This is a genomic window from Dyella mobilis (assembly GCF_016904945.1).
Lineage (GTDB): Bacteria > Pseudomonadota > Gammaproteobacteria > Xanthomonadales > Rhodanobacteraceae > Dyella_B > Dyella_B mobilis.
On the sequence record NZ_JADIKF010000038.1, the window covers coordinates 317,454 to 330,220 of the forward strand.

Annotated in this window: 10 protein-coding genes; 2 read left to right on the forward strand and 8 right to left on the reverse strand. The window is 59.7% G+C overall.

Annotation, left to right across the window (positions count from 1 at the left end; translation table 11 throughout):
- Positions 1-68: 68 nt before the first annotated feature.
- The 6 genes from ISS99_RS09085 to ISS99_RS09110 form a co-directional block, all read right to left on the reverse strand.
- Entirely contained in the window at positions 69-620 is a 552-nt protein-coding gene (locus ISS99_RS09085; protein ID WP_204631292.1) for a hypothetical protein, read from the reverse strand.
- Positions 617-1,459, reverse strand: coding sequence for an SPFH domain-containing protein (locus tag ISS99_RS09090; protein ID WP_204631293.1), 843 nt, complete (start codon positions 1,457-1,459; stop codon positions 617-619). The genes ISS99_RS09085 and ISS99_RS09090 overlap by 4 nt, the downstream gene beginning before the upstream one ends.
- Positions 1,460-1,694: 235 nt before the next feature.
- On the reverse strand, positions 1,695-2,708 hold the full coding sequence (locus ISS99_RS09095) for a hypothetical protein (protein ID WP_204631294.1): 1,014 nt from the start codon (positions 2,706-2,708) through the stop codon (positions 1,695-1,697).
- 161 nt (positions 2,709-2,869) lie between these two features.
- Complete coding sequence (locus tag ISS99_RS09100) at positions 2,870-3,472, reverse strand: LysE family translocator (RefSeq protein ID WP_239537861.1); 603 nt, start codon at positions 3,470-3,472, stop codon at positions 2,870-2,872.
- Between the two features lie 207 nt (positions 3,473-3,679).
- The gene (locus ISS99_RS09105; protein WP_204631296.1) at positions 3,680-3,865 is read right to left on the reverse strand and encodes a hypothetical protein; all 186 of its coding nucleotides are present in this window, start codon (positions 3,863-3,865) and stop codon (positions 3,680-3,682) included.
- Between the two features lie 232 nt (positions 3,866-4,097).
- Positions 4,098-4,526: a DUF1801 domain-containing protein gene (locus tag ISS99_RS09110; protein WP_204631297.1), complete on the reverse strand. Its 429-nt coding sequence runs from the start codon at positions 4,524-4,526 to the stop codon at positions 4,098-4,100.
- 444 nt (positions 4,527-4,970) lie between these two features.
- Here ISS99_RS09110 and ISS99_RS09115 point away from each other — a divergent pair, with 444 nt between their 5' ends.
- Both ISS99_RS09115 and ISS99_RS09120 read left to right on the forward strand, forming a co-directional pair.
- Positions 4,971-7,439: a GH92 family glycosyl hydrolase gene (locus ISS99_RS09115; RefSeq protein ID WP_204631298.1), complete on the forward strand. Its 2,469-nt coding sequence runs from the start codon at positions 4,971-4,973 to the stop codon at positions 7,437-7,439.
- 578 nt (positions 7,440-8,017) lie between these two features.
- Positions 8,018-11,131 carry a TonB-dependent receptor gene (locus tag ISS99_RS09120; protein WP_204631299.1) on the forward strand — a complete coding sequence of 1,038 codons (3,114 nt, stop codon included), beginning with the start codon at positions 8,018-8,020 and terminating at the stop codon, positions 11,129-11,131.
- A 62-nt stretch (positions 11,132-11,193) separates the two neighbouring features.
- Here ISS99_RS09120 and ISS99_RS09125 read toward each other — a convergent pair whose 3' ends face one another.
- Positions 11,194-12,336, reverse strand: a complete 1,143-nt coding sequence (locus tag ISS99_RS09125; RefSeq protein ID WP_204631300.1) for an AraC family transcriptional regulator — start codon at positions 12,334-12,336, stop codon at positions 11,194-11,196.
- Positions 12,255-12,656, reverse strand: coding sequence for a hypothetical protein (locus ISS99_RS09130; RefSeq protein WP_204631301.1), 402 nt, complete (start codon positions 12,654-12,656; stop codon positions 12,255-12,257). Before ISS99_RS09130 ends, ISS99_RS09125 begins: the two co-directional genes overlap by 82 nt.
- Between the last annotated feature and the right edge of the window lie 111 nt (positions 12,657-12,767).

Genomic DNA, 12,767 nt, shown 5'->3' on the forward strand with positions numbered 1-12,767 from the left:
TCGCTCGCCGCAATTTCCGTTTACGCAATGACCACTGCCCCAACGCGACAAAAGCCATCGCGATGAGATCAGCCAATCGGGTTGAGGAGAACAGCTTCTCGCTCGTGCAAGGTCGCCTGGATCGCCGCCAATCCGCTTTCCACCTCGGCGATGGCGGCGATCAATGCCGTGCCGTCCGCTCCCTCGACCATCGAGCGCAACAAGTCAGCCTGGCCGATGAGTTGCTCGTCGTGTGCGATCAGCGTTTCAAGCGTTGCCGCTTCCGTTCGATAGCGCTGGGTCATGCGATCGTTTTCGGGTGCGGGCAATGCTTCGATGCGACCCTTTAGCGTGCCGATGGCCTGGGCTAGGCGCTCGAGACTTTGAGCGCCCGCCACCGCTTGAGGCGAAGGAAAGGGATGTTGGCGTGTCGGTGGCGGCAGTTCGGTCCGCCGATAGGACGACTCCGCCGCCTCCACCCCTTCCCGGGCTCGTCCAAGCAACCACGCGGTCTTGCTTCGCACCAACAGATCGTCGGCGCGAAGCTGGTTTTCCTTGCGGTAGAAGTTGTAGCCCCAACCGTGAAAAAGGTTGATCGCTACCTGCCGCAGGGCCCCGGCGTCGTAGAAGCCGCTGCTCACACCGAGCCGCCGCCAAGTCCGGTGTCACCATTTACCGAGTACATGCCGGTCGGCTGGCCGCCGATGTTGAACGGCATGCCGGCAGCCGCATTGGGCGCGGAAACCAGGCCCTTTTCAGCCATGCGCAAGGCCAGGTAATAGCGCACCGCTTCCACCGGCGTCAGGCCCAGTGCCTGCAAGGAGATCAACTCGCGCATGCGGTCGTCCTTGGGCAGGATCAGCACCTTCAGATCGTTGAGCATGATGCCGTAGATCTTCAGGAAATCGGTCAGGTGGTTTTTGACGATCTCGCGAATGTCGCTGATGTGCTCGTTGATATCTTCCATCTTGGTGACTTGCACCACCTGGTTGATCGCCTGCTCGATAGCCGGGCCGGCGTACTCGGCAACTTCGCGCGTATCGATGAAATTGCCGTTGAAAGGAAGATGGGTGATCAGGTCGAGCGCGGCCTGCTTGCTGTCAACGTGGATGTAGTAATCCACCTGATAAGCCATTTCGGCCATTTCGGCGCTCGTAGCAATGCCGGTATTGCGCACCAGCAACTTGGAACGGTTGATGTAGATGACTTCGAAAACCCAGGGAGAAGAACCGCCGAAAAAGCCTTGGGCGATCGAACCAAGCAGCGGCTTGTCCGGCGTGGTCAGCGCGTATTGGCCGGTCTCATAAACATTCAGCACGGCACCGCGCGACTTGAGAACGCAGAAGTGATTGCTTTCCACCGTCAACAACGAGCCCGATACGATGCTTTCGTCGACGATTTTCACCGCCAGCGCCTTGGTACCCAGCATGTCCGTGCCGTCGCGCTGCAACGAGGTAATGACTTGGCGTGTAATGGCCATCTTGCTACTCCCTGTTTGGTGTCCCTGAAAGGCACAGCATAGCTGCGCCCATGGCGGGCGATCCAGTGGCGTACCGTTATTCGAAAGAACGTGGTTTTGGCAAAAGCAGCCTTTGGCCCGCCCGCAAATAATTGCAGCTTTGTTGCAATTGGTCGCACGCAACGTGGATGACACGTGCCACCCAGACGGTTACCGATGTCACCCCACGATGCGGCCTGCCTACGGCGCCACTGCCCTAAATCGGACCCCACGAAAACAGGCGGAGCGGCTTCAAAGCGGCCTGCAGAAAGGATCTCGTGAAGCCGACGCCTTTGGTCGAATTGAGCCGGTCGATGGCATTGATGGCTGCCGGATGGTCTCTTCGCAGGCAACGATATAACCAATCCACAAAGGCCGGGTTCTTCTCCACCGAAGCCCAGTTCTTGGTAGTCGTGCCGTTAAATACGACCAAGAGCTCCGCGGCGCGTTGTCGCACGCCCGCGGTGGCACCCTCCCTGGACACGTCGGTGACCAGAGCAGTGTCGCCCATGAAATCGCCCATGATCTCGTTCACGGCACCGATCACCGTTTCAATGCTGCGATCGAAGTTGTCGTATTCGGTGGTGTGGTAGTGGCTTCGCTTCTGGAACAAATGTAGGCCGCTGGCAAAACCGATCTGGCCGCCGGCTTCGGTAGTGGCCTTGCACAGCGGCTCGAAACCGCGGCACCGGTATCTGATGAAATCGAACTCCCCGCTATCGCGTCCGTCGCCAATCGTCTCCGCAAAGATGCCATTGGAATTCAACCGATCCCAAGCGGTGACATACGGATAGTTGTCATTGCCTGTAATGCCGTCGTAATCCTTGTTCAGGATGACGTTGTAACGCGTCGTGGTTTTCTCGAGCCAAGTGTCGGTGTTGCTATCTATGAAACACAGGCGCTTCTTGATGCTGGGCTGGCTCTCGAGCCAGACCTGGTACTCGGTGCCCGGTACCCCATCAAATTTGAGCCGCGTACCACCATCTGACGCGACACGCATACCCGTCATGTAGTTGGCGCTGCCCTCAGCCATGGCCTTAAGCGCGCCTTTGACGTCGATACCCTTACCAAAGTAGGGATCGATCAGGTAGAAGCTGTCGCATATCGACCAGAACAATCCCACTGAACAGCCTACGTCGTCGCCGGAAGCCGGGTAAAGGAGCCGCCTGTTGGCGCCGGTGGTCATGGTCGCGAGATCGGAACGTATTTGGGACAACGTGCGGTTGACCATGCGATGCGTCCTCATTGCTTCGACTTTTTGAATCGTAGGTAGGTCCAACACCCAATTCAAGCTGTCTTCACCGCTTAAAACGCGGCGATCCGAACTGTCACATTCGGACGGAACGTCTCCCACCTTTGTGGCGTAGCCGCTGCCCCCCAATTCGTCATCTATTAGGTGCGGCGAAGCGCTAGAACTCCGCCATAGCCGATAAGCGCTGCACCACTAAAACGATTGAACCATTTTCGCGCTTTCGCCTGCCTGAGCAGCCCAGCACCGCGCATCGCAATCGCTCCGTAGATATTCAGTGAAAGAAACGAAATCAACATAAACGTGAGAACCAACAGCGCCGTTGAACCGAACGCGGCTCCGCTTTTTGGCACAAAAATCGGAAGAATTGTCCCAAAAAAAAACAATGGCTTTGGATTCGTTATCGCGTTGAAGAACGCGCGGCGAAATGCATGCCGGCGTGGAATATCCCCCTGCACCGGTTCTTCGTCGGGGCCACTGAGACATAGCTTGATGCCGAGCCACATCAGATAGACTCCCCCAGCAAAACGCAATATCTGCATCATCTCTGCAGATCTGACAATGAATTGCGTGAGTCCAGCCGTAATCAATATCCCAATGAGGCCTAACCCAAGTACATTCCCCATGGCGAAGGCGATGACCTGGCTTCGACCGAAGCGAGCTCCCGTATTCATCATCAGCAAATTCGTAGGGCCTGGTGTCACGATGTTTAGCGCAGCCACCGCTGCGAACGCCATCCAATGCATAAGGGTCACGTTGCTCTCCAGAGCTAAATCTTCTACGGCGTCACTTCACGCTATTTGACGATGATAACGGTCCTTTTGGGACGTAACTTGCTTAACGAGCAGACAAATCACCAATTTTTTTGCCGCTTTTGAACTCGTTACCCATCAAGTGAAGCGAGGTGTACGTCATGGGTCGAAAGCGAACCGCTGAGGCCATCCGCCACCACTTCAAGAATAGTTTCTTACCAACTGCTGGATAAACTCACGTCCCACCGATTCGCACAACGACAATCCGCGTTCCGTCTCGTCTTCCAGCAAGAGTTTGAGTGCGCGAGGGCCGAAGAAATAGCCCGTGTCAAAGTATGCGTCATCGTCCTTGCTGGGCACCGCGTGGTCAGGGACATCGGCATCCATGGCCACGATCCCCATATCTACCGGCTGCCACTGGTAGGCAACCCATCAACCGGCGCAATCCATCCAGAGCATTCCGCCAAAATCGCCTTCACCCCACATGCGTTGAGCAATGGCCTCAACCGCTGAAGGCCAGTCGGCGGAATCGTCGAGCCGAACACGATCCATGAAGCTTCCCCCGATCCGACAATCGCCACGTCCGCTTCCAGTCGAAGGCGAACCTGAGGCATCCAACCTAGATGATCGTCTGATCAATGCCGCATAGCATTGCGGCTTTCAGTGTCTCTACGTTTATATCGTGGAGCGTTTTGAACTTGATGCAATACCCGGTTACTTTTGCCTTTCCGAGACTCTTTCCATAAGCCTGCGCCAAGTATTTCCTGTCTTCGATTCCAAGAACGTAGACGGAAATTCCCGTTGTGTTTGCGCTGATGCCAATCTGGTAGAACTCCTTGGCATTTCCGTTGGCGTACTTAATCGTGCGAGTTCCATAGCCTATATTTGGGTTGGAAACGATTTTGCCTGAATCGTCCCTGCCATCCAGGAACCACAGTCTGCACTTCGGCATTAAACCCAGAATGATGCGGTGCAGCTCCTTCATGTCCGCGCGCTTTGGTTCGGGCTGACCGGCGATATATTCGTTGATTTGTTCGTCAATGCTCATACCGCTTCCTACTTGGTTGATCCGCCGTCACTCGTTGAACGCAGCAACTAAGCATTACTTTTCCGGACTATTCCCTCGCCCGGCCAACAACCCGCCATGGGAAGCGAACATTAGCCTTCCCATTGGATCGAAGTGTCGTAGGTATCTGCGCAGATCTTAAGCGCTTTGCGCCGGGCTCAAGCGGGCGTATCGCCTCTGAAATTTTGCTCTGCAACAAATACTCAAATAAAGGCATATTTATCAATCAATTACTCTTGACGCAGAAAAATTTGGATCGAGACAAATTTTTCGTTTACAGTCGCTCTGGTGAGATGCATGGATCGAGGGACCCATCGCATCCCGGCGGTTGAGTGCGTTTTGCACGGAATCTGGGTCCGTTTCTGCTCCCGAAGGTCTGTCGCTGACGCTTCCACCTGAGACAGCTTTTAATTTGGGAGAGTCCGCATGGTGTCACGTCGTCGGTTCCTACAAGGCATCGGTGCCTTTGCCGTACTCGGCAGTCCTTTGCCTGCGCTTGCGCGTTTGGCCGACGAAGGTGCCGGCGCTAAAAAGCCCATGGCCGACGCGGTCGCAAAGGCTGCCAGCGGCGTATCCAGATATGTCGACGTGTTTATCGGCACCGGCGGGCATGGCCACACCTACCCTGGCGCGTCGATGCCGTTCGGCATGGTGCAGCTCAGCCCCGATACCAATGACGCGGGCTGGGATGCTTCGTCCGGCTACCACCAGGCCGACGGCTCGATCATGGGTTTTTCGCATACCCATCTGAGCGGTACCGGCGCCGCCGACATGCTCGACGTGCTGGTGATGCCGGCGCAAGGCGAGGTGTTGTTGCAGCCGGGCGAGCGCGGCTTGCCGGATGTGAACTATCACTCGCAGTTCGATGGCGCGCCAGGACCGGGGCCGCAACTCAATGCGCACAGCAAGGCGCACCCGGGCAAGGGTTACCGCTCGCGCTATGACACCGCATCGGAACATGCGCGGCCGGGCTACTACACGGTGCGCCTCACCGATCACGACATCCGCGCGGAACTGACCGCCAGCCTGCGCGCCGGCCTGCATCGCTACACCTTCCACAAAAAGGGCGACGGCCATTTGCTGGTCGATTTCGCGCATGGTTTCCACGACGACTACAAGGTGCCGTGCAAGGTCACCGATGCCGAACTGCGCCTGGTCGGCAACGACACCCTGGTCGGCTCCCGCCGCGTGCATCAATGGGCGAACGGCCGGCACATCTATTTCGCGATGAAGGTATCGCGCCCGTTCTCGCAGGCAGTGCTGTATTCGGATGACGTGGCCGCGCCCAGCGGCACCGCCGAACTGAAAGGCACGCATCTGAAGGCTGCGCTGCACATCGAGGATGTGTCGCGCGAACCGGTGCTGGTGAAGGTCGGCATTTCCGGCGTCGACATCGACGGCGCCTTGCGCAACCTGGATGCCGATATCCCCGGTTGGGATTTCGACGGACTGCAGCAGACCGCTGCCGACACCTGGGAGCACGAACTCAGCCGCATCAAAGTGGAGACGCGTTCGGAACGCGATCTGCGCGTGTTCTACACCTCGCTGTATCACACCATGCTCGCACCTACGCTGTTCAGCGACGTGGACGGGCGCTACCGCGGCATGGATTTGCAGGTGCATCACCTGCCGCAGGGCCAGAACAACTACAGCACCTATTCGCTGTGGGACATCTATCGCGCGCAGGCGCCGCTGCTGACGCTTTATCAATCCGACCGCGTGCCCGATCTGGTCAACTGCCTGGTGCGCATGGCCGAGGAAAGCCCCGACGGCCCGCCGGTGTGGCCGCTGCAAGGCGTGGAAACCGGCTGCATGATCGGCTATCACTCAGTAGTGCTGCTGGCCGAGGCGCAGGCCAAGGGCTTCACCGGCATCGACTACGACAAGGCCTGGCCGATCTACCGCAAACGCGCGATGGACGACGATTACCGCGGCCTGCCCTATTACCGCAAACTCGGCTACGTGCCTGCCGACAAGGAATGGGAAGCGGTCAGCAAGACTTTGGAATACGCGTACGACGACTGGGCCGTGGCGCATCTGGCCGACGCGGCGGGCGAAAAAGACCTCGGGAAGAAACTGCGCGAGCGCTCGCGCAATTACCGCAATGTGTTCGATACCAAGCTGAATTTCGTGCGCCCGCGCGGCGTGGACGGTGAATGGCTGGAACCGTTCGATCCGCGCGGCATGGGCCACTCCAAGCAATGGCGCGACTTCACCGAATCCAATTCCTGGGAAGCCACCTTCCTCAACCAGCACGACCTGTATGCCTACATGGGTCTGTTTGGCGGTCCGGATGTGTTCGAGCGCAAGCTGGACGAGCTGTTTACCACCACCGCCAAGCTGCCGCCGGATGCGCCGCCGGATATCGCCGGCATGGTCGGCATGTATTCGCATGGCAACGAGCCGGGCCATCACATGGCCTATCTGTATGCCTACACCGGCTCGCACTACAAGACGCAGTCGCGCGTACGCATGCTCACCGTCACCATGTATCCGCCCGAGCCCGACGGCCTGGCCGGCAACGAAGACTGCGGCCAGATGAGCGCGTGGTACATCATGAGCGCGCTGGGCCTGTATTCGGTCGATCCGGTGAGCACCAACTACGTGTTTGGCAGCCCCCTGCTGGACAAGGCCGAGATCGCGCTGGCCGGCGGCCGCACGCTGACCATCCGCACCATCGACAACGGCCCGGATCGTCCCTACATCCAGTCCGTGCAATGGAACGGCCAGCCGTGGACCAAGAGCTGGATCAGCCATGCCGAGCTACTGGCTGGCGGCACGCTGGAATTCCACATGTCCGACAAGCCGAACGAACAGTTCGGCGCGGCACTTGCCGATCGCCCACCGTCGTTCGGTGCGGCGGCCAGCGAAGCTATCGTCATCGACGCGGCCTGAGCGCCGCGCGAGCAACAGGTGTGACATGGCGGGCCCGGTACGATTCGCGGTCGTCCGGGCCCCCTCTTTTTGTGCCGTGCCTCAGCGGCGAATCGATTTGCATCTTCCCCTGAGCACTCTATTTGTCAGCGCGGGCCAATTGCTGGTTATTTGAGGCCATCGACACGAAAATCCATTTGGGCGTCCGAACTAATCGGCAGCATGCATGCACCAAGTCTTGCATCGCTTGTGGGGCGATGCACGGGTGGCGTGATCCCAGCGCGTCGCCAGGGACCGCATCCTCACTCCCTCCAAGAACGGGAAGCGGTCCTTGAAGCCTCGGCAACCAGTCCCCGGTTGTCGAGGCTTTTTTTCGCATCGAATGCATTTTCCTGCGCACCGAACTTGTCGCGCCGGGCCAAGAACTTGTTAGCGCAGGCCAAACACGCGGATCGAGGCACCACGCTCCATCCAGCGCAGTAATGTGAAAAAAACATTTGTATTGGCGCGCGCGCCAAACAGGACGTTTTTCAGCAACGACCTCACGCTGGGTTTCACCCGGCGCGGTCACCTACTGCACTTTGTTGGGGAGAAGTTCCATGCAACCTCGCGTTGTCGATAAAAATCTTCGCAGTAAAAAGATCGCCCTGGCGGTCGCCTTGACGTTTGCCACCGGTGGCAGCGCGGTTTTCGCGCAGAGCACGTCCGGTTCGATCTACGGCACCGCCGATCCGGGTGCGCAGGTGTCGGCCACCAATGAAGGCAATGGTTCGGCACGCTCGGTCACAGTGGGCAAGGACGGGCGTTATCAGTTCAACTCGCTGCTGCCCGGCACTTATAAGGTCGCACTGGTCGAGAACGGCAAGACCGGCAACCAGGAAGTGACGGTGGTCGCCGGACAGGGCGCCAACGTCAATCTCGCTACCGCAACGGCCGCTGCAGCCGCGCAGAACCTCAGCACGATCAGCGTCACCGCCAACTCGATGGCGGCTATCGACGTCTCGTCGGTGCAGACCAACACGGTCATCACCGCGCAGCAGATGAAGGAGCTCCCCATCCCCAAGAACGTCACCGCCATCGCGCTGCTGACGCCGGGTGCCAGCAAGGGCGATTCGGCATTCGGCAATCTCGCTTCGTTCGGCGGTGCGTCGGTGGCGGAGAATGCCTATTACGTCAACGGCTTCAACGTCACCAACCAGTTCGACTCGCTGAGTTTTTCGCAGGTGCCGTTCGAAGCGATCGACCAGGAGTCGGTGCAGGACGGCGGCTACGGGGCCGAATACGGCAACGCCACCGGCGGCGTGGTGTCGGTGCAGACCAAGCGCGGCACCAACGAATGGCATGGCGGCGTGGACATCACCTGGAACCCGTCCTCGATGATGGCCGACGATCCGAACGTGTATCTCAACGACGGCCACCTTTCCTATAACGCGACGGGCAACAAGAACGCCTCCACCGTCAACAACAATTCGGCGTCGTTCAACCCGATCGACTTTACCTCGCGCTGGAACGCCTGGATCGGCGGCCCGCTGGTGAAGGACAAGCTGTTCGTGTTCGCCCTGGTCAGCCAGACCAAGACCGACTCCGATTACTACGACTACGTGGACCAGGCCGGCGGCGGCGGCTATCAGCAGCAGACCGAGAAAGACCCGTACTGGCTGCTGAAGCTGGACTGGAATATCAACGACAGCAACATCCTGGAATACACCGGCTTCAACGATACCCGCCATTACAGCAACGACGTCTACTACTCCGGCTACGACAACGACAATCCCTATCACTACGACTACCAGGGCGTGGTGAAAACCAAGGCCGGCGGCCAGACCAATATCCTGAAGTACACCAGCTATATCACCGACGACCTTACGCTGACCGCGCAATACGGCGACAACAAGAACAAGCGCTACCAGACCGCGATCGCCGCGGACGGCACGGTGGAGTCGTACGACAACCTGATCACCAGCGAAGCCTCCGGCTGTCCGCAGATCAGCGACAACCGCAACCCGGTGCTGGCCGGCACGCTGGCGCCGTATTCGCGCTGCTCGTTCGTGCCCGGCGGCACGCTCACCGGCGCACCGAGCAACGATTCGCGCAAATCCTTCCGTCTGGACCTGGAGTACAAGCTGGGCGATCACGACATTACCGGCGGATGGTCGCGCGACGTCACCACGTCGTTCTTCGGGCAGGCCTACGAAGGCGGTGCGTTGTGGAACTACGAACCGGATTCGAGCACGTCCAACGGCGATCCGGATGAGAACTACGTACAGCAGATCGTCTACAACACCGGCGCCAAGGTCAGCACCACCGAGCGCGCGGCGTATCTGCAGGACAACTGGCACATCACCGACAACTTCCTCGCCCGCATCGGCGTGCGCAACGACCAGTTCAACAACCAGAACGGCAACGGCCAGACCTATGTGAAGCAGGATCACAACCTGCAGCCGCGCATGGGCTTTGCCTGGGACGTGCACGGCGACTCTTCGCTGAAGATCTACGGCAGCGCTGGCGATTACTCCTTGCCGATCGACGCCGGCGTGGCGGTTCGCGGCGCGGCTGCATCGATCTACAGCGTGCAGAATTTCAGCTACACCGGCGTGAACGCCACCACTGGTGCACCGACCGGCCTCACCGCCCTGGGCCCGGTGTTCTACGAGAATGCCGAAGCGGGCGTGGAACCCAATCCCGTCTCCTATGCCGTGCAAGGCCTGAAGCCGTTCAAGCAGCGCGAATTCATTCTCGGCGCACAACAACAGTGGGATGACTGGACCTTCGGTGTGAAAGGCATCGTCCGCCGCGTGTTGACGGGCATCGATGACGAATGCGATTTCCGGCCGATCGCCAAATATGCCGACTCGGTCTACGGCTTCGATTACTCCACCACCTCGCTCACACCCGCCCTGGCCAACGGCGATGCGGTGGCTTCCACGCTCAACGGTTGCTTCATCAACAATCCCGGCGACGGCGCCACCTTGTATCTGCCGCTGGACCCCAACAACCCGGGCAAACTGTACAAGGTGCAGCTCAGCGGCTCGCAAATCGGCGAGCCGAACTACAAGCGCGGTTACTACGCGATGGAGCTGACCGCCGATCGCAATTTCAACAACGAGTTCTACCTGAATATCTCGTACACGCTGGCGCGCTCCTACGGCAACACCGAAGGTCTGGTGGATTCCAACATTGGCCAGGCCGACACCGGCACCTCCGAGCTGTTCGATTACCCGGAGATCATGTACGGCACCAACGGTAACGAGACCAACGATCATCGCCACACGGTCAAGGCGTACGGCGCCTGGCGCATCTCCGATCAATGGCAGGTCGGCGCCAACTTCATCGTGCAGACTGGCCGTCCGGAAAACTGCTACGGCGATGCGCCCATCGATGCCACCATCGGCGGCTACGGCGACAACGGCAGCTCGCCGTATATGTACTGCTACGTCGACGGCGTGGGCGAGTACGTCACGCGCGGCTCAGCCGGTACCACGCCCACGCTGTGGCAGCTGGACTTGAACGGCTCGTATCACCCGAACTGGCTGAAAGGCCTGAGCTTCCGCGCGACGGTGTTCAACGTGTTCAACCGGCATACGCCGCTGAGCGTCAGCGAAAACCAGAACGCGAACCAGGGTGCGACCTTGTACACCGACACGACCTACCTGACGGCGACGTCATACCAGACGCCGCGCTATCTGCAGCTTAGTGCGGAGTATGACTTCTAAGCTGGCAGCAAAAGGCCCCTCCCCCTACTTGGGGGAGGGGCCTGGTTGTCTTGGGATTCGAATCAGCGGCTCTCACTGGAAAGGAGCCGCCCGCGATACTGGCTCGGCGATTCTCCCGTCCAGCGGCGGAACGCACGGGTGAGATTGGCCGGATCGGAATAGCCCGTGCGCACCGCGATTTCGTCGAAGCGCAAGCCAGGGTTGAGCACGTCGCGCAGCACGGCATCCTTGCGCGCATCGTCTACCAGGTTGCGGAAATTCAGGCCGAGCCGGTGCAGTTTGCGCTTGAGCGTGCGGCTGGACATGCACAGCAAGCCAGCGGTTTCCTCGATGCCGGGATAGCCGGTATCGCGCCGTTGCAGCAGATCCACGATGCGAATCACCAGGTCGTCCGACCTGCGCAGGCGTGCGCGTTCGCGCTCGCATTGCGTGCGGATGTGCCGGCAGGTCGATGCGTTGGCGTTGGCCAGCGGCAGGTCCAGATATGCCACCGGAAAGCGGATCTGGCACAGTCCGGTGCCGAAACGGGTGGCGACGATGCGCTGGCGGTAGCGCGCGTAATGCAGCGGCTCGCGATCCTTGTACCAAGCTTGCAGCTCGGGCAGCGGATGCTGCACCAGTTGCTGGCACAGGCGGGTGGTCATGGTGAGCAGCCGATCGATCGCGCAGATGCGCATCGGCGCCCTCGGCGCGAGATCGTGCACGCGCAATTCGGCGTGACCGTCTCGCTCGCCGAGCTGCATGGTGAACGTGGCCGTGCGCAGATCGAGAAACCCGGTCCACCATTCCAGCGCCTCGCGCAAGGTCGCGCAGCTCATCATTCCGTAGCCCATCAAACCGTGCCAGGTGAGCGTGCTGTGCAAGCCCATCTGGTAGCCGATGCCGGGATCGCGGGTAAGCCGCACTGCGTGCATCAGCAAAGCCGCATCCTGATGCGTGGTGAGGCGCGACTGGTCCTCGAGCTGTGCCGGAAGGATGCCGGCACCGGCCAACACCTGTTCGCGCGCAAAACCCTGCTGCTCCAAAACTTGCAACAAGGCGACGGCGTATTCCACGTGCACATCGTCTTTGGAAAGTTTCTGGATGCGGCTGACACCGGCCATTGGCGCGGGGGATTCGGAAATCACCGTCGAGACAGGGCTCGCCGGCTCCGCAGCGGCGCCGGGATGCAGATTTCCAAAGTATTGAGCCGTTGCGTAAGCCATCGTGCTTCTCCAGCCATCACGAGCTGATCGGCCGTCCGCCGGTCGGCTCGTGCAATCGGGGTGTTGAGGTACCAGTCGATGGCCTGTTCAAGGCCACGAACCTGCGCTTGCGCGGCATCCAGCACGGCAAGCAATTCGTCGGCGAAGTTGCGCCAGCTCGCGTCGGCGCCGCGTCGTATCCAGCGCCTTTGCAGCTCCCGTTCGGTCATGCCGAGCCAGTTGGCGAGCTTGATACAGGAGATCGCGCCGCTGACCGGGTCGGAGATGTCTGCCAGAAAGTGCAGAAACTCGATGGCCGCCTTGCTTTTGCCTGAAACCATTGACACTGACCCGGCCCGACACCGGAGGCGGTGCCGTACGAGCCCAACCATGGCGGAGGACTGTGCAGGAAATTTGGAGATTCCGTGGAATCGCGCGTCCGCGCTTGAAAC

Bases quoted from the DNA above. Each gene is read 5' to 3' on its own strand.
- ISS99_RS09090 (WP_204631293.1), bottom strand. From the start codon at position 1,459: ATGGCCATTACACGCCAAGTCATTACCTCGTTGCAGCGCGACGGCACG.
- ISS99_RS09130 (WP_204631301.1), bottom strand. From the start codon at position 12,656: ATGGTTTCAGGCAAAAGCAAGGCGGCCATCGAGTTTCTGCACTTTCTG.
- ISS99_RS09115 (WP_204631298.1), top strand. From the start codon at position 4,971: ATGGTGTCACGTCGTCGGTTCCTACAAGGCATCGGTGCCTTTGCCGTA.
- ISS99_RS09110 (WP_204631297.1), bottom strand. From the start codon at position 4,526: ATGAGCATTGACGAACAAATCAACGAATATATCGCCGGTCAGCCCGAA.
- ISS99_RS09095 (WP_204631294.1), bottom strand. From the start codon at position 2,708: ATGGTCAACCGCACGTTGTCCCAAATACGTTCCGATCTCGCGACCATG.
- ISS99_RS09125 (WP_204631300.1), bottom strand. From the start codon at position 12,336: ATGGCTTACGCAACGGCTCAATACTTTGGAAATCTGCATCCCGGCGCC.
- ISS99_RS09105 (WP_204631296.1), bottom strand. From the start codon at position 3,865: ATGGATGCCGATGTCCCTGACCACGCGGTGCCCAGCAAGGACGATGAC.
- ISS99_RS09120 (WP_204631299.1), top strand. From the start codon at position 8,018: ATGCAACCTCGCGTTGTCGATAAAAATCTTCGCAGTAAAAAGATCGCC.
- ISS99_RS09100 (WP_239537861.1), bottom strand. From the start codon at position 3,472: ATGCATTGGATGGCGTTCGCAGCGGTGGCTGCGCTAAACATCGTGACA.